The organism is Vibrio sp. OPT18 (assembly GCF_015163615.1).
Lineage (GTDB): Bacteria > Pseudomonadota > Gammaproteobacteria > Enterobacterales > Vibrionaceae > Vibrio > Vibrio coralliirubri.
Genome location: NZ_JADDYK010000063.1, coordinates 104,332 through 125,752, shown reverse-complemented (window position 1 = coordinate 125,752; position 21,421 = coordinate 104,332). Strand labels below are relative to the sequence as shown.

The 21,421-nt window shown below is 45.2% G+C and carries 19 protein-coding genes; 5 read left to right on the top strand and 14 right to left on the bottom strand.

The genetic code is table 11. The features are described from left to right. Positions 1 to 135: 135 nt before the first annotated feature. Complete coding sequence (locus tag IQQ51_RS17735; RefSeq protein ID WP_193841688.1) at positions 136 to 2,913, top strand: insulinase family protein; 2,778 nt, start codon at positions 136 to 138, stop codon at positions 2,911 to 2,913. Between the two features lie 552 nt (positions 2,914 to 3,465). Here the strand turns inward: IQQ51_RS17735 and fadJ are convergent. Beyond that, positions 3,466 to 5,682, bottom strand: a complete 2,217-nt coding sequence (gene fadJ / locus IQQ51_RS17730; protein ID WP_193841687.1) for a fatty acid oxidation complex subunit alpha FadJ — start codon at positions 5,680 to 5,682, stop codon at positions 3,466 to 3,468. Continuing rightward, positions 5,682 to 6,989, bottom strand: a complete 1,308-nt coding sequence (gene fadI, locus IQQ51_RS17725; RefSeq protein ID WP_048607862.1) for an acetyl-CoA C-acyltransferase FadI — start codon at positions 6,987 to 6,989, stop codon at positions 5,682 to 5,684. Before fadI ends, fadJ begins: the two co-directional genes overlap by 1 nt. Positions 6,990 to 7,541: 552 nt before the next feature. On the opposite strand from fadI, the gene IQQ51_RS17720 reads away from it, so the two are divergent. From IQQ51_RS17720 to IQQ51_RS17705, 4 genes are all read left to right on the top strand, one after another. Further along, the gene (locus tag IQQ51_RS17720; protein ID WP_017060646.1) at positions 7,542 to 8,090 is read left to right on the top strand and encodes a sigma-70 family RNA polymerase sigma factor; all 549 of its coding nucleotides are present in this window, start codon (positions 7,542 to 7,544) and stop codon (positions 8,088 to 8,090) included. Then, the gene (locus tag IQQ51_RS17715; protein ID WP_048613142.1) at positions 8,083 to 8,811 is read left to right on the top strand and encodes a DUF3379 domain-containing protein; all 729 of its coding nucleotides are present in this window, start codon (positions 8,083 to 8,085) and stop codon (positions 8,809 to 8,811) included. Before IQQ51_RS17720 ends, IQQ51_RS17715 begins: the two co-directional genes overlap by 8 nt. Before the next feature lie 297 nt (positions 8,812 to 9,108). Beyond that, complete coding sequence (locus tag IQQ51_RS17710) at positions 9,109 to 10,347, top strand: outer membrane protein transport protein (RefSeq protein ID WP_193841686.1); 1,239 nt, start codon at positions 9,109 to 9,111, stop codon at positions 10,345 to 10,347. 297 nt (positions 10,348 to 10,644) lie between these two features. Continuing rightward, entirely contained in the window at positions 10,645 to 11,952 is a 1,308-nt protein-coding gene (locus IQQ51_RS17705; protein ID WP_193841685.1) for an outer membrane protein transport protein, read from the top strand. A 92-nt stretch (positions 11,953 to 12,044) separates the two neighbouring features. On the opposite strand, the gene IQQ51_RS17700 is transcribed toward IQQ51_RS17705, so the two are convergent. From IQQ51_RS17700 to IQQ51_RS17645, 12 genes are all read right to left on the bottom strand, one after another. Beyond that, the gene (locus tag IQQ51_RS17700; protein ID WP_193841684.1) at positions 12,045 to 12,830 is read right to left on the bottom strand and encodes a VacJ family lipoprotein; all 786 of its coding nucleotides are present in this window, start codon (positions 12,828 to 12,830) and stop codon (positions 12,045 to 12,047) included. 118 nt (positions 12,831 to 12,948) lie between these two features. Next, positions 12,949 to 14,169, bottom strand: a complete 1,221-nt coding sequence (gene ccmI / locus IQQ51_RS17695; protein ID WP_050621064.1) for a c-type cytochrome biogenesis protein CcmI — start codon at positions 14,167 to 14,169, stop codon at positions 12,949 to 12,951. After that, a complete protein-coding gene (locus IQQ51_RS17690; RefSeq protein WP_048607850.1) occupies positions 14,169 to 14,660 on the bottom strand; it encodes a cytochrome c-type biogenesis protein in 492 nt (163 codons plus the stop codon). The genes ccmI and IQQ51_RS17690 overlap by 1 nt, the downstream gene beginning before the upstream one ends. Then, the gene (locus tag IQQ51_RS17685; RefSeq protein WP_017060653.1) at positions 14,657 to 15,208 is read right to left on the bottom strand and encodes a DsbE family thiol:disulfide interchange protein; all 552 of its coding nucleotides are present in this window, start codon (positions 15,206 to 15,208) and stop codon (positions 14,657 to 14,659) included. The genes IQQ51_RS17690 and IQQ51_RS17685 overlap by 4 nt, the downstream gene beginning before the upstream one ends. Before the next feature lie 5 nt (positions 15,209 to 15,213). Then, positions 15,214 to 17,184 carry a heme lyase CcmF/NrfE family subunit gene (locus IQQ51_RS17680; protein ID WP_193841683.1) on the bottom strand — a complete coding sequence of 657 codons (1,971 nt, stop codon included), beginning with the start codon at positions 17,182 to 17,184 and terminating at the stop codon, positions 15,214 to 15,216. Next, a complete protein-coding gene (gene ccmE, locus IQQ51_RS17675; protein ID WP_017064106.1) occupies positions 17,181 to 17,663 on the bottom strand; it encodes a cytochrome c maturation protein CcmE in 483 nt (160 codons plus the stop codon). The genes IQQ51_RS17680 and ccmE overlap by 4 nt, the downstream gene beginning before the upstream one ends. Next, positions 17,660 to 17,866: a heme exporter protein CcmD gene (gene ccmD / locus IQQ51_RS17670; protein ID WP_009848525.1), complete on the bottom strand. Its 207-nt coding sequence runs from the start codon at positions 17,864 to 17,866 to the stop codon at positions 17,660 to 17,662. The genes ccmE and ccmD overlap by 4 nt, the downstream gene beginning before the upstream one ends. Before the next feature lie 14 nt (positions 17,867 to 17,880). Continuing rightward, positions 17,881 to 18,621 (bottom strand): heme ABC transporter permease, encoded by a 741-nt coding sequence (locus tag IQQ51_RS17665; protein WP_017064107.1) that lies wholly within the window; start codon positions 18,619 to 18,621, stop codon positions 17,881 to 17,883. A gap of 148 nt (positions 18,622 to 18,769) precedes the next feature. Beyond that, positions 18,770 to 19,438 carry a heme exporter protein CcmB gene (gene ccmB / locus IQQ51_RS17660; RefSeq protein WP_017060658.1) on the bottom strand — a complete coding sequence of 223 codons (669 nt, stop codon included), beginning with the start codon at positions 19,436 to 19,438 and terminating at the stop codon, positions 18,770 to 18,772. Position 19,439: 1 nt separating this feature from the next. After that, positions 19,440 to 20,057, bottom strand: coding sequence for a cytochrome c biogenesis heme-transporting ATPase CcmA (ccmA, locus tag IQQ51_RS17655; protein ID WP_048607846.1), 618 nt, complete (start codon positions 20,055 to 20,057; stop codon positions 19,440 to 19,442). 267 nt (positions 20,058 to 20,324) lie between these two features. After that, positions 20,325 to 20,837, bottom strand: a complete 513-nt coding sequence (locus tag IQQ51_RS17650) for a DUF2802 domain-containing protein (RefSeq protein WP_050711930.1) — start codon at positions 20,835 to 20,837, stop codon at positions 20,325 to 20,327. Continuing rightward, a complete protein-coding gene (locus IQQ51_RS17645) occupies positions 20,837 to 21,331 on the bottom strand; it encodes a chemotaxis protein CheW (protein WP_017064109.1) in 495 nt (164 codons plus the stop codon). Before IQQ51_RS17645 ends, IQQ51_RS17650 begins: the two co-directional genes overlap by 1 nt. Between the last annotated feature and the right edge of the window lie 90 nt (positions 21,332 to 21,421).

Below are 21,421 nucleotides of genomic sequence, written 5' to 3'. Positions count from 1 at the left end.
ATTACTGATAAAAATCGATAAAAGTGATTTAGAAATCGCCAAAAAGCACTTCATATCCCAAAATATGATCACAAGGTTTGCACGCCGAATCATCGGGTACATAATTTAAAAACCACCTTCTCTGGAGATGCTCCTGTGCACTTAAGCCCAAATGATGAACATCAATACCGCTACATAACCTTAAATAACGGGTTACGTGTACTGTTAGTTCAGGATCAAAATGCTCAAAAAGCAGCAGCCGCATTAGCCGTCAATGTGGGGCATTTTGATGACCCTACAGACCGAGAGGGTTTAGCTCACTACTTAGAGCATATGCTATTTTTAGGAACTGAAAAGTATCCAAAGGTCGGAGAGTTCCAAAGTTTTATCAGCCAGCATGGCGGCAGCAACAATGCTTGGACAGGAACAGAGCACACCTGCTTCTTTTTTGATGTTGAATTGAATGCCTTTGAAAACGCACTCGATCGCTTCAGCCAATTTTTTACCGCTCCCCTGTTCAACGAAGAAGCGTTAGACAAAGAACGCCAAGCCGTTGATTCCGAATACAAGATGAAACTCAACGACGACTCACGACGCTTGTACCAAGTTACCAAAGAGCTGGTGAATCACAATCACCCATTCTCGAAGTTTTCTGTCGGTAATATCGATACGTTGGGCGACAGAAATGGCGAGACGATTCGACAAGAGATCTTGGCTTTCCACCAGCAACAATACTCTGCTGACTTAATGACGCTGACGCTTTCTGGCAATCAGGCATTAGATGAGATGCAAAGCTGGGTTGAGGATCGCTTTAGCTCAATCACCAATCACAACCTACAAGGCAAGAAGGTTGAAGTACCGATTGTCGGCGAATTAAGCACTGGCGTTCAAGTGCACGTTGAGCCGATAAAGGAAGTGCGTAAACTCATACTAACCTTCCCGATGCCAAGCATGGACGAGCACTATGGCGTTAAACCACTGTCGTTTTTTGCACATCTTTTAGGTTACGAAGGCGAAGGCAGTTTGATGATGCAGTTGAAAGAGAAGGGTTGGATTACTTCTCTCTCAGCAGGTGGCGGCGCAAGTGGCAGCAACTATCGTGATTTCACAGTCAGTTGTTCATTGACCATCGAAGGTTTAACCAAAACCGATAACATCATCCAAGCGATATTTCAGTACATCAAGTTAGTCGAGCAACAAGGCATCGAGGAGTGGCGCTACCTAGAAAAACGCGCCGTTTTAGAGTCTGCTTTCCGCTTTCAAGAGCCAGCAAGACCGCTTGATGTGGTCAGCCATCTAGTTATCAACATGCAGCACTACCAAGAGCAAGATGTGGTGTATGGCGATTACAAAATGTCGCATTTCGATGACAAATTACAGCGTTCTTTGCTACCTTACTTAACCGTCGACAACATGCGTGCGACCATTGTTGCTCAGGGATTCGAGTATGACAGGGAAGCGAAGTGGTACTTTACGCCCTACTCGGTCACACCTTTTAGCACTGAACAAATTCAATGCTTTACATGCATTAACCCCGGCTGGCAATTTGAACTCCCAAGCAAAAACCCATTTATTTGCTACGATCTAGACCCTACTGAACTCGAAGGTGACGCTAAGTACCCACAACTATTAGAAGAGCTCGATGGCTTTAAGCTATGGCACCTGCAAGACCATCAATTCCGAGTGCCAAAAGGGGTGGTGTATGTGGCTATCGATAGCCCGCACTCAGTCGCTAGCCCAAGAAATATCGTTAAAACACGCTTGTGTGTAGAAATGTTCTTAGACTCGCTGGAAAAGGATACGTATCAGGCTGAAATCGCCGGAATGGGCTACAACATGTACACCCATCAGGGCGGTGTAACGCTCACTCTGTCTGGGTTTAGCGAGAAGCAGCCACAACTGCTCAATATGATTCTTGAACGTTTCCAAGCACGCGACTTTAGTCCAACACGCTTCGAAACCATCAAGCATCAATTGCTCAGAAACTGGAACAACGCGTCGCAAGATCGCCCTATTTCGCAGCTGTTTAATGCAATGACTGGGATACTTCAACCAAATAACCCGCCCTATTCCGTGTTAATTGAAGCGCTAGAAACGATAGAGGTCGATGAGCTCTCCTCTTTTGTTCAAGCAATCTTGGCGGAACTTCATGTTGAGATGTTTGTGTATGGCGACTGGAAAAAAGCCGATGCACACAAGATGGCTGAAACGCTAAAAGATGCACTGCGTGTTCAAGATCAGGCTTACGAAGAGTCACTGCGTCCGCTCATCATGCTGGGTGAAAACGGTAGCTTCCAACGTGAAGTGGTGTGTAACCAAGATGATTCGGCGATCGTGGTTTATTACCAATGTCCTGATATTTCGCCTAAAAACATCGCGCTGTATTCACTGGCAAACCATTTGATGTCGGCCACTTTCTTCCATGAGATACGAACCAAGCAGCAGCTAGGTTACATGGTCGGCACCGGCAATATGCCGCTCAACCGACATCCCGGTATTGTGTTGTATGTGCAATCACCGAATGCTGCCCCTGCTGACTTATTAGCCTCGATAGATGAGTTCCTCAATGCCTTTTACATGGTGCTGTTGGAGCTAAACGACTATCAATGGCACAGCAGTAAACGCGGCCTCTGGAATCAGATTTCGACACCAGATACGACTTTACGAGGACGAGCTCAGCGCTTATGGGTTGCGATAGGCAATAAGGATGTTGAGTTCAACCAGAGAGAGCGCGTATTAGAAGACCTTAAAGGGTTAACTCGCTCAGACATGATGCGTTTTGTTGTGAGTCAGCTTAAACCTCGTACGGCGAATCGCCTGATTATGCATGCCCACGGTAATGCTCATAATGAGGAAGAGAAGCTATCGGCAGGTGTTGAAATTGGCTCTATTGATGAGTTTCAGTTACGCCCGAAAGATACTGAGCTTGGCTGATAAAGCTTGAATAAAAACCATAAGGTTGATGTGAAAGCATCAACCTTTTTTATTGGATGCAGCCCAAAAGCAGATCTCCTATTACGCTCCTTCGTCGCTTTAGGAGATGACGGTAGTTTTGATTGAGGTGTGTTTGACCACCTTTATAATCAACACAATAGATTAATTTTTATACCTCAATCGTTATTCCCAAGAAAGAGAAACGACCGAGTTGGAAATATCCCACACCGACCAAGCCTACCAAACAGAACAAATCCCTCTACTCGTCATTCCCGAGAGGGAGGAACGACTGAGTCGGGAATCTCCCACACCGGACAAACACCACCTGACAGAACACATCACTACCCCGTCATTCTCGAGAAGGAAGAATGACTGAGTCGGGAATCCCCCACACCAAGCCAACGCTACCAGACAGAACACATCACTCTCCCACGTCATTCCCGAGAAGGAGGAACGACTGAGTCGGGAATCTCACTCCTTTAGCATATCTCCATAAAAATAAAGCCCGCATCAATCGCTTGATGCGGGCTTCTTAATCAATGAATTAGAGAGTTACTTGTAGAAAGACTCACCCAAACCAGCGCGTGTCAGTAGGCCATCACATGGCGCAAAACGATCACCGTACTTCTTAGCGAAGTCGTTCATCATCTCAACCAGTGACTTAATGCCGATTTGATCCATATAACGGAACGGACCTCCTAGAAATGGCGGGAAACCGATACCGAAAATCGCACCGATATCACCATCACGAGGGCTGCGGATAATGCCGTCATCCAAACAACGAACCGCTTCGTTTAGCATAGGTAACACACAGCGCATCGCGATATGGTTATCGCTCAACTTAGGATCTGGTTGCAGCTTAAGCAGCTTGTAAACTGACTTATCGACTTCCTTCTTCTTCCCTTTGTAAGTGTAGAAACCTTTACCACTCTTACGGCCTTTACGGTTGTCATTCAAAAGAATGTCGAACACATCAGGGCCTTGGAAACGATCGCCAAGCTCATTCACTAAAATAGGAATGATCTTCGCACCGATATCAACACCCACCTCATCTAATAAGGTGATAGGGCCAACCGGGAAACCGAAGTCCAATAACGTGCTGTCGAGCTTTTCAATCGGCTCGTTCGCTAGCAGTAAATGCGCAGCTTCATTCATGTACGGAGCAAGAATACGGTTCACGTAGAAGCCAGCGGTGTCTTTCACAACAATCGGGGTTTTGCCTTGCTTCTTCGCTAATGCAACCACCGTCGAGATCGTCTCTTCTGACGTTGTTTCATGAGGAATAACTTCAACCAGCGGCATTTTCTCTGCAGGGCTGAAGTAGTGAAGACCGACAACGTTTTCTGGTCGCTGTGCCTTCTCTGCAATCTTATGGATTGGTAACGAAGATGTGTTGGTCGCAAAGATCGTCTCTGGCTTGGCATTGGCTTCGATGTCCGCAACCATTGACTGCTTAAGGTCGAGGTCTTCAAATACCGCTTCAATCACCACATCGGTGTGATTAAAGCTAGTAAAGTCGATACCACCAGAAAGCTGAAGCATCTTACTTTCAAGACCCGCCCTGCTCAGAATGCGACGCTTACGCTGCTTATCGAACAACTTGAAGTTGTAGTTAAGCGCGTTCAGCACACCTTCATTGGAAACGTCTTTGATACGAACTGGCACTTTAGCCTTAGCAACGCTGACATGGCTGATACCTGCGCCCATAAGACCCCCGCCAAGCACACCAACACGCTTAACCGCTTTTGGTTCTGCGTCTGCGCCGTGCTCTTTTTTCATTTCCGTAGTTGCAAAGAAAATCGAACGAAGGGCTTTAGATTCAGAAGTCATAACCAGTTCTGAGAAACGCTTCGCTTCATACTGAAGGCCTTTGTCAAAGCCGTTCTCAAGGCCATAACGAATCACGTCTAGAATCGCATCTGCTGCTGGGTAATTGCCACGTGTTTTCTGATTTGTCTTCTTAGAAGCTTGCTCAAAAATCACTTTACGACCAAGGCCGTTACGTGAAATTAGCTTCTCTTTGGTCGACGCTTGGCTTTTCGATGCTAGACGCTTACCTTTTTTACTGCCCGTATTCTTTTCAACAAAGCTTTTAGCGACTTCAAGCAGGATAGTTTCAGGCACACAAGCATCCACAACACCGAGCGATTTCGCTTTCTTAGCGCGCAGTTGCTTGCCCGTTAGGATTAGGTCGAGCGATGGCAGCAAACCGATAAGGCGAGGTAGACGCTGTGTACCGCCAGAACCCGGCAATAAGCCTAGTTGTACTTCTGGCAGACCAAGACGAGTCTTATCTGAATCGGTACATACACGGTAATCACACGCCAGTGCGAGCTCTAAACCACCGCCTAAACATGGGCCGTGAATCGCTGCGACTACTGGGTACGGCAGTTCAGACAGAGTTTGGAACATCTCCTGCCCTTGGCGAGCCAGAGACTGTGCTTCGTCAGCCGTTTTACACGCATCAAGCATTCTTACATCAGCGCCAGCGATAAAGTTATCTGGCTTAAGAGAATGAACGATTAGGCCCTTAACGCGGCTTTGCTTTTCTTTGAGTTGCTCGAAGATGGCTTTCATTTCTTCAGCAAAAGCCGCTTGCAGCGTGTTCATTTTCTCGTTCGGCACATCAATCGCTAACCAAGCAATATCTTGCTCATCGATATTAAGAGAAAATGCTGCCGATTTCTTTTTGGTTGATTCAGTCGCAGACGTTGAATCTGATTGAGCGACTGTTTCGTTTTCTGTTGTTGCATCAAGAGTCGTAGACATTATTCTACCTCCAAGATCATTGCAGCACCTAAACCACCAGCCGCACAAGCTGTGTTCAGTGCCAAGCCGCCACCGCGACGTTTCAGTTCACGTAATGTTTGAGTCATCATGCGCGCGCCAGTCGCTGCAAATGGGTGTCCGTAAGCAATCGAGCTACCCAGCACGTTGAACTTCTCCATATCAATCTCACCGATCGCTTTATCGCGGCCAAGATTCTTCTGTGCAAACTCATCGCTCGCAAACATTTTAACGTTAGCCAAGACTTGGGCTGCGAATGCTTCGTGCATCTCGATCAGTGTTAAGTCTGACAACTCTAAACCTGTGTTCTTCAATACTTGTGAGGTCGCGTAAGTCGGGCCCATCAACATGTCCGTTTCAACACCAATCGCTGAGAACGCATAACCACGAATATAACCAAGCACTTCTAAGCCTAGTTCTTTCGCTTTACCTTCGCGCATCAACATCACTGCCGCACCGCCGTCAGTCAGCGGCGTAGCATTGGCTGCCGTTACACTGCCGTACTTTCTATCAAAAGCAGGACGCAGCTTAGCGTAACCTTCAACCGTTGAGTCGTGGCGAATGTTGTTGTCTTCCGCTAGGTACTTTTTGTAAGGCGCCGGGAATGCAGTCATCACTTCGTCTTTAATCTTGCCTTCTTTCCATGCCTGAGAAGCCAAAGAGTGAGAACGGTGAGCAAGTGCGTCTTGAGCTTCGCGAGTAATACCATGCGTCTTCGCCATTTGCTCAGCCGTTTGTCCCATGGATAAACCGGTCGAGTACTCTGCAACTGCAGGTGGTACTGGCATCAAATCTTTTACGGAAAGTGTTTTAAGAATCTTCAGCTTTTGACCCATAGTTTTCGTTTTACTCAGCGCTAATAGATTTGCCGCTAACTTTTTCGAAACACCGATAGGCAATACAGAAGAAGAGTCCGCACCGCCCGCAATACCGACATCAATCGTGCCTGCCATAATGCTTTCGGTCACGTTAACTGCCGCTTGGAAGCTGGTCGCACATGCTCGTGTGACACTGTAGGCATCGGTATTAATGTCCATGCCTGTGCCCAACACGATTTCACGCGCAATGTTCGGCGCTTCTGGCATTTGCACGACTTGGCCGAACACAACTTGTTCGATAAGCGCAGGATCGACATCCGTTCTTGCAAGCATTTCGCTTACAACCATTTTGCCTAGGTCAACCGCAGGCACTTGGCTAAATTCTGTGCTCTGACGAGCAAATGGGGTTCGTAATCCAGCGACAACGGCAACACGTTCTCCAGAACGCGTTTTGACTTCCTGTTTGCCCATGGTTTCTCCTTAAAGTTAAGAGGTCTGACCTGAAGCATTGTAAAGAAGTTGTTAATTAAATCAAACGAGCGTTTAAATAAACGTGATACGAGTATCTCACTGTTTGAAAATATAACTGCACATTCAGGCGAACCTTTTTGGGGGAAAGGTTGTCGTAAGAGACTAAACTATTGTAAGCCAAGACTGTTATCGCAATGTAGAGAATGGTTTTCTTGAGGCAAAAAAAAACCACACAAAGCTGTGTGGTCGGAATGTATATAAAGCAATTAACTTAGCGCCAATTGAAATAATCAGTTTCCTGATTAGGAGAAAGTAAAGTCAGCCTTCAAAAGGAAGTGTCGTCTTGCTCAACATGCTAGCCACGAATGACTAACTAGACGACAAGGTGTACTATAACGGGTTCGAGGCCTTAGATTTTGAAGTAGATCAATTTTAATGTGATTTTACGATTTCCTGCCGATCGTTAGCTCTAAAAATATAAAAACGAAGCACAACGTATAGAGGACAGCTATACGCAGAGCAATTATGGAGGCTCGTGTGTCAATAATAAAAATGTTTGGAAAGAAAACAGCCAAGCGTCCGGTCAACTCTGATATGGACAAACAAAGAAAATACGAAGCGCTCGTGCGTGCCTATCATCGTGACCTCTTTCGCTACGCCTATTGGTTATGCAAAGACAAAAGCATTGCCGAAGACTTAGTTCAAGAAACTTGCCTTCGTGCATGGAAGTCACTCGATAGCCTTCAAGATGAAAAAGCCGCTAAATCTTGGCTAATTACCATCTTGAGACGCGAGAACGCTCGACGTTTTGAACGCAAACAGTTTGATCTGGTTGATATCGACGATCACGGTAACGATGCTAGTGTCAGTGATGACCCGCACCATCAACATCAGTGGTTGCAAGCCCAGATCATGAAACTTGAAATTGATTACCGTGAACCTCTCTTCTTGCAAGTGATTGGTGGTTTTAGTGGTGATGAGATTGCCGATATTCTCGATCTCAACAAAAACACGGTGATGACACGTTTATTCAGAGCTCGAAATCAGTTGAAAGAGCTATTGGATACAGAAGAGGCAGAGAGGGGGCAACATAATGGATGATTTGGAATTTCGTCGTCGTGTATTGTCGGAACCTAAACAACGTACACAAGATATTGTTGATGCGGCTGCGAATAGCGAAGCCAATAGTAACTTCTTAGACGATGTACTAGCACTTGATAAACAGATCCACTCTGCGATGAATGTGGATGTGCCAGACGATCTTGCTGATCGTATTCTGTTCAATCAGACCTCAAGCGAAGAAAGCAAAGTAGTAAGGCCTACGTTTGCGAGACGAGCAATGGCAATGGCTGCCTCGGTAGCGTTTGTTGCTGGTTTATTAGTTGGCCAAGTGAATTGGGGCAACGCATTCGTTTCACCAGCTCAAGCTAGTTTGGTTGATACAGCGATGAAGCATGTTGTTGATGAAAAGAGTTTTGTTAGTTCCATCGATGAACAGGTCACATCGCAGCAAATCAACGCAAAAATGAACCCATTTGCTTTTCAGTTTGATGATGCTTTCCCTTACCACGTCTATTACCTAAACCACTGTGGCTTTGGTAAATCCAACGCAGTACATATGGTCTTCCAAGGCGCAAAAGGCAAAGTAACGTTGTTTTTAACCAGTATTCCGACAGACAAACCTATCGACTTTGATGAAAAAGGCATGTCCGGCTCAGTAACACCCGTCGATGGTAGCAGCTTAATCCTTGTGGGTGAAAATGGTGAGGATGTTTCCAAAATCGCCGAAAAGCTGACAAAAATGATCAAACCAATGAGCTAATTCGCTCTTAAAGCCCCGCCACAAAAGGCCCAGCAATTATATTACTGATATTGCTGGGTTTTATTTATAAATAAACCGAAAAACCATTCACACCACCAATACATCTAGAGTTAAAGCTCTAAAAAACAGCATTTCGCACCATTTTCGTGCCAGATAGGCGTCATTTCCATAATTTTCCACTCAAAATTTCCAATGGTCGGATTTGTATATCGTATACTTGCGAATAGGATCAGCCACCATTGAGCAATTGCTCAAATTAATCGCCCTGTAGAGGCGGATATATAAAGGAATAAATGAATGACTACCAACAACACGCGTCTGTTTAAAAAGTCTCTTTTAGCAGTAACAATTACACTAGCGTCTTCGCAAGCGATGGCAGCAGGTTTCCAACTTAACGCACAATCAGCTACCGGCATCGGCCGTGCTTTCGCTGGTGATGCAGTAATCGCAGATAACGCGTCAGTAATGGCACGTAACCCTGCAGCAATGGCACTATTTGATAAAACTGAGCTGTCTCTTGGTTTTGAAAGCATTACATCTATGATCGAAGTTAAAGACGTAGAGTACGTTGGTGGTGCAATTCCAGTAGGCGATACAGATGATGTAGGTGATACGTCAATCGCTCCGAACATCCACCTTATCGTTCCAGTAAATGATAAGTTTGCTTGGGGTGTGAACGCTTACTCAAACTTCGGTACTAAAACAGAGTTTGATGACAGCTACCCTGCGGCTGAATACGGCGGCTTAACGGATGTTAAGAGTATTAACTTCGGCCTTGCAGGTTCATACCGACTAAATAACCAATGGAGCTTCGGTGCTGGTTTAGACCTGATCTATGGGCAAGGTACAATGAAGCGTAGCTCAGGTGCCGGTATGGTTCCTGGTGGCCTTCCAGTTGGAACACCTTTACTAAACGTAGATGAAGCTGACGGTTGGGCTGTAGGCTTTAACGTTGGTACCGTTTACGAGTTAGATGAAAATAACCGTTTTGGTCTATCTTACCGCTACAGCCCTGAAATCACGGCTAAAGACGATAAAGGTCAAGAGATCACTCTTCCTCTACCGGACATTGCTGAATTCTCTGGTTACCACAAAATTGAAGACACTAAATTTGCAGTCCACTACTCAGTACAATGGATCGGCTGGGGTGACTTCGACCAAATCGAATTCGAAAACTTGTCTCAAGGTCTAATCCAAGGTACTTACAATAAAGAATACCAATGGCAAGATGGCTGGCACTATGCCATTGGTGGTACTTACTACCTAAACGACACTTGGACTCTTCGTACTGGTTACATGTACGACACAAGCGCACAAGACGAGCTGACTTCAATTTCTGTACCTGACTCTGATCGCCAATGGCTATCTGCTGGTTTCACTTACCACATTGATACAGCGTCAAACGTAGACTTTGGCTTTACCTACCTACTAGGTGATGACGTAGATGTTACGGAGACTTCTTCAGGAACTCCGCTTACAGCAACGACACATGCTGATGCTATACTACTAGGCCTGCAGTACAGCCGTAGCTTCTAATATAAGCTAGGTTATAAATCTCCAAAGGGTCGCATTATGCGACCCTTTTTTATTACCTAAACCACTGACCTTTATCATTTTAGGCTTACAACTGTAGCCTGCAAGGCCAATATATGGCTACAAGTGTACGCTCAAATTTCGCAACACAGCCGAAACATTTAGATTATTTCTCTAATAATTAAACACATTTACTCATTAAATCCCTAAAACACTGTTTTATTCGAATTTCATTTTTAAAGTAATGACTCTAAAAGTAGAATCACGCCACTAAATACTTATGATTCAGCGAACATAATAATGAAAATGAATAAGACTCTTCTATCTGCTGCAGTGGCAGTTGGACTACTTTCGACTTCTACCGTAACTCACGCGGCAGGTTTTCAACTAGCAGAATACTCAGCGACCGGTCTTGGCCGCGCATACGCTGGTGAAGCAGCAATGGCTGACGGTGCAGACGCACAATGGCGTAACCCTGCTATGCTGACTTACCTAGAAGGCACTCAGGTTTCTGTTGGTGCTATCTATGTTGATCCAAATATTGATATCGATGGAACGTCTACTTCAGTTGGTGGTGCTTCAACGACTCCATCAAATTCAAGTGATTTCGCTCACAGCGCAGTGATCCCAAACTTCTACGTTTCTCATAAGTACAACGACAAGTTCGCATTAGGTTTTGCTGCTGGCACTAACTACGGTATGGAAACAGACCTAGGTAAAGACTTTGGTGGCGCTAACCATGGTAACGAAGCAAGTGTTACTACGATGGAGCTAAACCTAAACGCAGCTTACCAAGTACTTGAAAGCGTATCTATTGGTGGTGGTATTCGTTACATCATGGCTGAAGGTAGCTTTGGGGCGGTATCAGCAACAACAATCCCAACCATGGTAAACCAAGGTGATGCACTTAAATACATGGAAGGTGATGATACTGCATGGGGTTGGCAAGTCGGTACTGCTTGGCAGATCAATGAAAGCAACCGTCTAGGCTTCACCTACAAATCTGAAGTAGATCTAACATTGGAAGGTCACGCAGAAGGTCTTGCTTTTGATTCCGTAGCAAACGCAATTGGTGGACCAGTTAAATCTAAGTACAACGGTTCTATGGCATTAGCTCTTCCTGCTACAGCAGAATTGGCAAGCTTCCATCAACTATCAGATAAAATCGCTGTACATGCGAGCGTTAACTGGACTAATTGGAGCAGCTTTGAAGAACTAGTAGCTGACATCCCTGAATTCGGCCCTGCTCGAACTCAAGATATCAAGCAAGAGAACTGGGAAGACAACTACCGCTTTGCGATCGGTACAACTTACCAAATGACACCTAAATTAGCTCTGCGCTCTGGTATTGCGTACGATACTTCAGCGGTAAGCGAAGAGCACCGTACTGCGACGATTCCGGAAACAGACCGAACTTGGCTAAGTATTGGTGCAGGCTACCAATGGTCTGAGCAACTAACACTAGACGCTGGTTTCACTTACATCCTAGCGAAAGACGCAAAAATGGTTGAAGATGACGCAAGTTCTGCGCCATTTGGTGGTGACTTCGAAGGTGAAGTGACTGGTAGCATCTGGTTAGTGGGTATCCAAGCTAACTACCGCTTCTAATCTGTTTTACTTAATCTAAGTAACAAGCATTAAAAAGGCTCGATGTTGTATCAACATCGAGCCTTTCTTTTATCTATTGCTAAATCATGTTTCTAGTAATCTTCTAGATAGCCATCGATGAAATCTTCCTCTTCAAGGTCGACCTCTTCAGGTTCAATCTCGGCTTTGAAATCACGACGTTGAATGTAAACATCACGCGTTAATGCATATGGATCAGGAGAGTTATCCAACAGCGCTTCTTGCGACACTAACTGAGCACGTGTTTCCATACCCTCAAATGCCCACTTGCCTAAGCTAGCCCAAAAGTTCAAGAAAGACAGAGGCACATACATACCATCAACGGTTTCAGTTACTTCACGCGTTGTTATTGGGCCATAACCCGGTACCATGAAGTACGGACCATTCCCTACCCCGTAATGACCAATCGCATCAGAGAACGACTTATCATCGTATTTGGTAATCCCCGCTTCGCTGGCAATATCGATTAAGCCTAATAAACCAATCGTTGAGTTAATCCAAAAACGATTAAAATGGTCGAGTGCTTTTTCACCATTGCCCATAATAAGATTATTCACCATGCTTGATGGTTCGTCTAAGTTGGCTAGAAAATTGGAGATACCAGAACGCACTGGCACAGGGGTGTAGTCAACATAAGCGAGGGAAACAGGACGAACTAAATAAGGATCTAGATATTCGTAGTTGATATCCCACATCGCTCGGTTGAAGCCTTCAAAAGGATCATTCGGGTGGGACTCTTCGACGTATTCAGAGGTTTCGAGGTTATCATCGTTAACACTTTCGTCCGGCGCACTTGAACACCCAACCGTTAAGCTTGCGATAAAAAGTAAACTCGAGAGTCTTAAAACACTGGCAGACATATCACCTTTTCCATAAGGAATAATAAAAAAGGCCAGCAATCGCTGGCCTCAATTGTTTGGCTAAGTCTATACCGTTTATCTACAAATCGGAATAGCTAACACCTATGCAAAGTGATGATTAATATTGCTTATTGATATCAATGGTGACTGGAGCGCCCAATTCAACCACTTCACTTTCACCGTACCAATCGCCTTCGCGAGTTGAAACGTTGCCGTCTGTATCAAGCCTAGCTCTAACCATCAGAGTTTCAAGGCTAGACAGCTCTTGCCCTTCCAGCATGCTGTTGCCATCATCTAGCACAACAGTACGAGGGAAAGTCCCTAGTGGGTAACGAGCGGCTGCGATAGGCATTGGAGAACCATCCGCTCTGTGTACTGACACAATTAACACTGAGTTAGGGTCAGCATTCACGTCTGCAGATAGATCGAGCGTTACAGCAACAGTCTTACCTTGGTCGACACCCATAGTGTCACCCATTTTCTTCTGAGCACTTTCAATACTGCGCGAAAGCATTTCATAGCGACTGTCTTGTGGACCAATCATCTGTTGCATGATGCTCCAGTACTTCACAGCACCTGGATAGTCTTGACGCTCAAATGCATCGAACGCTAGCAGTGAGAACACACGAAGGTCGACGTAATCGTTTTGAATCAAACGGCTCAAAATCAAACGAGCTTGGTTTTGATCAGCTTCATCAGGTGAAAGCATCAGAGCTTGTGCGAAACCTAACTGAACATCTTCATTCTTAGGTTCAAGCTTGTAAGCTCGTTCCATAGAGTCTTTTGCTGTTTCAGCATCACGGTTAGCCAGTGCAATACGACCGAGTAGTAACCAACCTGTTGAATCTTTTGGTTGGTAATGCAGACGAGTACGAAGCGCCAGAGTCAAATCTTCCAGCTCATCATCCGTTAGTGCACCACCTTCCGATGACATTAGCTTTTTAGACAATTCAGGAAGATTCGAGCTCACTTCTTGCCAGTGTTGAACTTTGTCCAATGCACCGAACTTAAAGTACATACCATAAGTCACAACGACGACAAGAATGATCGACGGTACAACCACACCAAGCGTAGAGATTTGAGTCTTCTTCATCTCTTCTTGTGCAGGAACATCATCAAGCAGAGACTGTTTCAAATCAGCGATCAGTTCTTGTTGGTTATCAACAAGACCTTCCTCTGCTTCTACTTCTAACTCGACAAGACGGTCTTTATAGAATGCTTTGTTCAACTCGTCGCGAAGCATTTCATCATTGTTTGCCTTCTTATTAATGAAAGGCAGAACAATTAAGAAAATTGCCGCTAGCGAAAGGATAATGGTAGAAATCCAAAATAGAGTCATTACTTCTTATCTCCGTCGTTCTCTTCATCGAGTAACGCTTTTAAGCGAGCTTCTTTGTCTGCATCCCAGTCTTTATCTGACTCTACTGCTGCTTTTGATTTTGACTTTCTGCTTCGTAAAATAATCAAACCAAATCCAAACACAACAACCGCAAACGGACCAATCCAAAGGATCGATGTAGCTAGTGTCAGTGGTGGATTGTAAGTCACAAAGTTACCGTAGCGAGCAATCATGTAATCAATGATATCTTGCTTCGACTTGCCGTCTTTTGTCATCTCGTACACTTTTTGGCGTAAGTCGACCGCTAGCTCAGCATTCGAATCACCAATCGTGTTGTTCTGACATTTAGGGCAACGTAGCGTATTACTCAACTCTTTGAACTGCTGTTCTTGATCCACAGTTTCAAATTCATGGAACTCGATAGGCGCAGCAGAAACAGTCGCTGAGATTGCGAACGTTGCGAATAGAGTAATCAGTGCCTTTCTAATCATTTCGATTCCTCCAACAACTCTTGATACATCGGCTCAAGCGTCGATGCCCAGTTAGTTGGGTTCACGTCACCAACATGGCGGTAGCGAACTACGCCGTTAGCATCGATTAGGAAAGTTTCAGGCGCGCCATACACGCCAAGGTCAAGACCTAGCATGCCATTGCCATCGAATAGGCTGATTAAGTAAGGGTTACCCAGCTCTTTTAACCAACCAACGGCTTTGTTGCGATCATCTTTGTAGTTAAGACCAATGATCTTAACGCCTTGATCCGCAAGCTTGTTCAGGTAAGAGTGCTCTGCATAACAAGTAGGACACCAAGTCGCCCACACGTTAAGAAGCAGTGGCTCACCTTTAAAGATCGCTTGATCATGAAACTTTCCTGGTTGTTCTAAGTCTTCTAGACCGAACTCAGGAACAGGCTTACCAATCAATACTGATTCAAGCTTAGTCGGGTCATCGCCCGACTGGTTGCGCATTAATTGCGTGGCAAAGATTCCAGCTAGAACCATGAACGCAATCAATGGAATGAATAAAATCTTCTTGTTCATTCGAATTAAGCCTCCTGCTCTTCAGCCGACTTTTTTGTTGGCTTACGGAAACGGTAACGACGGTCACTGATAGCAATAGCACCACCAATCGACATAATCAAAGAACCAGTCCAGATCCAACGTACAAATGGTTTGTAGTAGATGCGTACAGCCCAAGATTTGTTGTCGTCTAAACGTTCACCCATTGCGATGTAAAGGTCGCGCGTTACGCCACGGTCAATCGCTGCTTCTGTCATCATAGACTTAGCTGTGGTGTAGAAACGTTTTTCAGCGTGAAGCGTGTTGATGTATTTGCCTTCTTTTGTAATTTCAAAGTCAGCAATGTAACCATCATAGTTAGGACCATCTTTGTCACGAACCCCTGTAAACAGGAAGCTGTACTCTTCAAGCTGGTAGCTTTCACCTGGCGCCAGACGTACATCGCGTTCGATGCTGTAGTTTTGCACCATCGCGATACCAATCACTGTCACAGCCAAACCAATGTGACCACACATCATTGCCCAGTGGCTACGAGGTAGCTTAGTTAGACCTTTCAGGAATGTATGACGGTGAGTCGCACGCTCATGTAGCTCAAAGCCGTGCATGAAGATGATCCAGAACGCCATTACCCAACCAGCAAACGCAGTACCACTGAAGCGGTCAGCCAGTAAAGCAACCATTAGCGCACTCAAGCCAAGTGAGAATGCACCTGAAATCAGCATTGGTTTAACAAGCTTAGATAGGTTGTCACGTTTCCAGCGGATCAGAGGACCGATACCAAGCAGGAACGAGAACGGGATCATTAACCAGAAGAACAACATGTCAAAGAATGGTGCACCGATAGATACCGAGCCCAAGCCTAACTGTTTGTGAACTAATGGCAGTAGCGTACCGACTAATACAACGACAAGCGCTGCAATCAATAAGATGTTGTTACCAAGCAATGCATTTTCACGAGAAACCAAATCGAAGTTACCGCGAACACGAACCGATGCGCCTTTAACGGCGAATAACAGCAGTGAACCACCGATAACAAAGACTAGGAAACCTAGAATAAACATACCACGAGCAGGATCCGACGCGAATGCATGAACCGATACCAAGATGCCCGAACGAACTAGGAATGTACCTAGTAAGCTTAGCGAGAATGCAGAGATAGCCAGCAGTACTGTCCAAGCTTTAAATGTGCCACGCTTTTCGGTTACCGCTAGAGAGTGCATTAGAGCAGTACCAGCCAACCAAGGCATGAATGAAGCGTTTTCTACTGGATCCCAGAACCACCAGCCACCCCAGCCAAGTTCGTAGTAAGCCCACCATGAACCTAGTGCGATACCTACCGTTAGGAATAACCAAGCTGCGATTGTCCAAGGACGCGACCAGCGAGCCCATGCCGTATCAAGACGACCACTCATTAGAGAAGCGATTGCGAAAGAGAACGCAACAGAGAAACCTACATAACCCATGTAAAGCATTGGCGGGTGAATAATCAAACCCGGGTCTTGCAGTAGTGGGTTCAAGTCACGGCCATCTACAGGGAAGAAAGGCAATGTACGTAGGAACGGGTTAGACGTTACGATAATGAACAGCAAGAAGCCGACCGTAATCAAACCCATGATAGCCAGTACGCGAGCAACAGACTCTTGAGGCATACCACGGCTAAACGTCGCTACTGCAACCGTCCAACCCGCTTGGATAAGAACCCAAAGCAGTAATGAACCTTCGTGAGCGCCCCAAACCGCCGTAATTCGGTAGTACCAAGGCAGTTGGCTATTCGAGTTACTTGCTACGTATTGAATCGTAAAATCATTTGTGTAGAACGCGTAACACAGGATAAAGAACGAAATCGCTAAGAATCCGAACATACCCCACGACAACGGTCGTGCGCTGTTCATCAATAATGTGTTATTTCGAGCGGCTCCATACAGTGGGAGCACGCTTAGCAGCAATGCAAGTCCCAAGGACAGGATCATCGCAAAATGGCCGATCTCGGCTATCATTGAGCATTTCCTTCTTTTTGTTCAGTCGTGTATTGCAAAGGCTCATGGGTTTTCTTCATTGCTTCCGCAACTTCAGAAGGCATGTACTCTTCATCGTGCTTTGCCAACACCTCAAACGCTTCGATTGTCGTTGCATTTTTAAGAACACCCTGAGCAACAATACCTTGGCCTTCACGGAAAAGATCAGGAAGGATGCCATCGTATAGAATTGTTACTTTAGGGCCTACATCTTGCAAATCAAAGCTTACACGTAGTGATTCATTGTCACGGCTTACAGAGCCGACTACGACCATGCCACCAATACGTAGGCGTTGACCAACTTCAGGTTTCTTACCATCTTTGCCGTTGACCAGCTCAGTTGGTGTGTAGAACAGATCCATGTTCTGGTTAAGTGCGTAAACCATCAATCCAACAGTCGCACTGATACCAAAAAAGATCGCTAAGACAATGCCCAGCCTCTTTTTACGTCTTGGGTTCATAGAGTGTTCTCCATATTTTTTGCTGCATCGATACGAGCTTGACGATCAATCTTAGCTTGTACTTCATTTAGTAATTGCTTACCACGACGAACGCTTACGACCAGTAAAATGATCATCGCGAGGAATGTGATTCCAAATGCACTCCATACATACGAGGCATAGCCTCCCATGGCAAAGAAATCACTCAAAGATTCAAAATACATAATTACCTACCCTACTACGCTTTTTCAGCCGCAAGCTTGCGAACCCATGGACGGTGACTTTCTTTACTGATGATTTCGTTACGGAAACGAACCATAGTCACAGCACCAAAGAAAAAGGCGAAGCCGAAGATGTTAAGAAGAAGCGGCCATAACATGTCACTTGAAATAGAAGGCTTGTCGAACTTAGTGATTGTCGCGCCTTGGTGAAGTGTGTTCCACCACTCTACTGAAAAGTGAATGATAGGTAGGTTGATGACACCAACGATAGCCAAAATGCCTGCCGCTTTGGCTGCTGTTTTTTGGTCGTCAAAAGCGTGGTGAAGTGCAATCACACCTAAGTATAAGAATAGAAGAATCAGCTCTGAGGTTAAACGCGCATCCCAAACCCACCAAGCACCCCACATTGGTTTACCCCAAACAGCGCCGGTTAATAACGCAATGAAGGTAAACACAGCACCAATCGGTGCCATCGCCAGTGCGGCCATGTCTGATAGCCTTACCTGCCATACCAACCCGATAAAGGCAGCAATCGCCATCGACATGTAAACACCCATCGACCAGATTGCAGACGGCACATGGATGTAGATGATACGGAAGCTATCGCCTTGTTGGTAATCAGAAGGCGCAAATGCAAGCCCCCACACGGTACCGACGGATAGACACAATAGCGCTAGGATCGAAAACCATGGCAAAAGTTTACCAGCAAGCTGATAAGAGGTTTCTGCTTTGGCATAGGGATGGAGCCATTTCCACATGTTGTAATCTCACTCTTACTTCATATTGCTTACAGCTATTAAAGCTATAATTATAATAATTTTATTTGTCTTGCTTTCAGTTTTACTGACTCTATGAGTCCAATCGACACGTTTGGTTCACATTGGCTATACGATAACGGAACCCCAATCAGTTCACACTCACTCTAAGTGCGGCACTGATCGCAAAAGGTGTCATAGTCATCGCACCCATTAACATTGCCCCAAGCACCGCCAATTGACCGTTGTATGCAACGCCCAAAGCCGCAGCGTCAATCGCTGACGTCGCGAAGATTAAAATGGGGATGTAAAGCGGCAAGATTAACAGGCTTAACAGGACTCCGCCCTTCTGTAACCCAACGGTTAACGCAACACCAATCGCACCAATAAAACTCAATGCGGGTGTTCCTACCAGCAAGGTCAACACAACTGAGAGCCATGTATCAAAATCTAAAGACAACAAAACAGCCAATAATGGGCTGATTAAAATCAATGGTAACCCGGTCAACAACCAGTGTGCTATGACCTTGGACAATACTACCAACTGCAACGGGATGGGCATCAGCATCATCTGCTCAAGGGCGCCATCTTGAAAATCGTCGCGGAAAAGACGCTCTAAAGAGAGCAGTGCAGATAGCAAAGCGGCCACCCAAACTATACCCGCAGCAATACGCGCAAGTAGGTTTGGCTCGGGGCCGATACTCAAAGGGAATAGAGTGATAACAATGATGAAGAACCACAAAGGGTTAAAGATATCTGCTTGACGTCGAAATGCGATAAGCAGTTCGCGTCGGATAATCGTGGTCATTGAAGAGATCATATTACTCACCCAACTTTATTTTTCTTAGTTTCGGGCTATCAGCAAACATATCTTGGTGTGTGGTTAATAACACAATGCCACCGTTGTCTGCATGCTGAGAAAAAAGAGATTCGAGAACTTTCACGCCCTGCTTATCAATCGCAGTCAGCGGCTCATCGAGAATCCACAACATTTGCTTGCTCAACCAAAGGCGAGCCAACGCAACTCGGCGCTGTTGGCCTGCTGAAAGTTGCCCCGCAGGTACGTCTTCTCTGCCCGCAAGCCCAACTTGAGCCAGCGCGTGGTAAAGCTCTTCTTTGCTAGTACCGCCACTGTGAATCGACTGATAAAAGCTCAGGTTCTCATAAGCACTAAGCTCGCGCTTTACACCTGTTTGGTGACCAAGAAAAAGTAAATTTTGATGATACACATCTCGACTCGATTCAATAGACTCACCGTCCCAGGAGATAGTACCGTCATCGCGATCGCCTAAGCCAGTAATAATCCTAAGGAGTGTCGTTTTCCCAGTACCGTTACGACCTTCAACCTGAACCAGTTCACCTGGTTTCAATTGAAAAGACAACGATTCAAACAGAACCCTGTCGTCACGAATAGCAGTTAAATTTGAGACTTCTAGCATAGGTAAATTTAGTCGAGTAATGAGAGCGCTATAGTAGCACACCAACATGGTGACAAAACAGGACTAGGCGTTTTCGATAGAACAAAGTCGGTAAGAAACTGTTACCACCGCATCACAATTTACACATTTTCATCAACAAACAAGATATTGTCGTAGATACAAGCACTTATAAACATCGTTCTATATAGATCGGACAGGCATAAAAAAAGAAGCCGAAGCTTCTTTTAAGAGGAATACGTAATGTTCAATACGAATTAAGCGCTCAATTTAACGACGTCGAGGCGGGTCTCTGCGATCGCGAGAGGCATCGGGTTGATCATCGTACGATGAAGGGTTACTTCTCAACGAAGGGATTTTTTCCTTACCCGCGAGCTTATTCTGTAGAGACATCATTAGCTCAGCTTCCGCTTTAGGTAATTCACACTCTTCGATCAGTTCGTTTATCCCGGCACCAAGCTGAACCATTTTTGTTGCACGTGTGTACAAGCGTCCATCGGTGTCAGCATGTTCCAACTCAACAATGCGTTCATTCAAGTGCTTGATCAGATCTTGCTGTTCCGTCACTTTCTGGCCAAGGCCAACCACAACAGAGCGAACCTCAAGCAATTGCTTACTCGATTTTTGAAGCTCTTTGTCCAAGTTACGAACTTGCAGACGTGACTGATCGAGCTGCTTTTGAATCGCACGTTTTACTTTGCTAATCAAAATCAGGATAAATAACGTAAAAACCCCAACGCCTGATATCAGGGCAATAGGGCTTAAAGGAAGCGCTTCAAACATTACAGGTGAGCCATCTCATCCCATTCGTCTTCGCTTAGTAGTTTGTTTAGATCTACTAATATAAGCAGCTTGCCATCTCGGTTACTAACACCTTGGATGAACTTAGCACTTTCATCAGTACCAACACTTGGCGTTGTGTCGATTTCAGAAGAACGTAGGTAAACCACTTCAGCAACGCTATCGACTAGAATACCAATTACTTGACGCTCAGATTCAATAACGATGATACGAGTGTTGTCTGTGATTTCACCTTGCATCAAACCAAAGCGAGAACGAGTGTCGATAACAGTAACAACGTTACCACGTAGGTTGATAATACCTAGAACGTAATCTGGAGCACCCGGTACTGGAGCAATTTCGCTGTAACGCAGTACTTCACGCACTTGCATTACGTTGATGCCGTAAGTTTCTTCTTCTAGCTGGAAAGTCACCCATTGAAGTACTTCATCATTTGTTTGCTCTTTTCTTACTTCAACTTCACTCATATGAGACATAGATAATCCTCTTGCCGTCGTTACCGACCACTATTATTAACTTGATGCTTTTGTTGTACCAATCGTAGTACTAGCTCAATGCTTTTACAT

Bases quoted from the DNA above. Each gene is read 5' to 3' on its own strand.
- ccmI (WP_050621064.1), bottom strand. From the start codon at position 14,169: ATGACTCTATTTTGGATTTCTACCATTATCCTTTCGCTAGCGGCAATT.
- IQQ51_RS17645 (WP_017064109.1), bottom strand. From the start codon at position 21,331: ATGTCTCATATGAGTGAAGTTGAAGTAAGAAAAGAGCAAACAAATGAT.
- IQQ51_RS17705 (WP_193841685.1), top strand. From the start codon at position 10,645: ATGAAAATGAATAAGACTCTTCTATCTGCTGCAGTGGCAGTTGGACTA.
- fadI (WP_048607862.1), bottom strand. From the start codon at position 6,989: ATGGGCAAACAGGAAGTCAAAACGCGTTCTGGAGAACGTGTTGCCGTT.
- ccmB (WP_017060658.1), bottom strand. From the start codon at position 19,438: ATGATCTCTTCAATGACCACGATTATCCGACGCGAACTGCTTATCGCA.
- IQQ51_RS17710 (WP_193841686.1), top strand. From the start codon at position 9,109: ATGACTACCAACAACACGCGTCTGTTTAAAAAGTCTCTTTTAGCAGTA.
- fadJ (WP_193841687.1), bottom strand. From the start codon at position 5,682: ATGTCTACGACTCTTGATGCAACAACAGAAAACGAAACAGTCGCTCAA.
- IQQ51_RS17715 (WP_048613142.1), top strand. From the start codon at position 8,083: ATGGATGATTTGGAATTTCGTCGTCGTGTATTGTCGGAACCTAAACAA.
- ccmA (WP_048607846.1), bottom strand. From the start codon at position 20,057: ATGCTAGAAGTCTCAAATTTAACTGCTATTCGTGACGACAGGGTTCTG.
- IQQ51_RS17700 (WP_193841684.1), bottom strand. From the start codon at position 12,830: ATGTCTGCCAGTGTTTTAAGACTCTCGAGTTTACTTTTTATCGCAAGC.
- ccmE (WP_017064106.1), bottom strand. From the start codon at position 17,663: ATGAACCCAAGACGTAAAAAGAGGCTGGGCATTGTCTTAGCGATCTTT.
- IQQ51_RS17650 (WP_050711930.1), bottom strand. From the start codon at position 20,837: ATGTTTGAAGCGCTTCCTTTAAGCCCTATTGCCCTGATATCAGGCGTT.
- ccmD (WP_009848525.1), bottom strand. From the start codon at position 17,866: ATGTATTTTGAATCTTTGAGTGATTTCTTTGCCATGGGAGGCTATGCC.
- IQQ51_RS17665 (WP_017064107.1), bottom strand. From the start codon at position 18,621: ATGTGGAAATGGCTCCATCCCTATGCCAAAGCAGAAACCTCTTATCAG.
- IQQ51_RS17690 (WP_048607850.1), bottom strand. From the start codon at position 14,660: ATGATTAGAAAGGCACTGATTACTCTATTCGCAACGTTCGCAATCTCA.
- IQQ51_RS17685 (WP_017060653.1), bottom strand. From the start codon at position 15,208: ATGAACAAGAAGATTTTATTCATTCCATTGATTGCGTTCATGGTTCTA.
- IQQ51_RS17720 (WP_017060646.1), top strand. From the start codon at position 7,542: ATGTTTGGAAAGAAAACAGCCAAGCGTCCGGTCAACTCTGATATGGAC.
- IQQ51_RS17680 (WP_193841683.1), bottom strand. From the start codon at position 17,184: ATGATAGCCGAGATCGGCCATTTTGCGATGATCCTGTCCTTGGGACTT.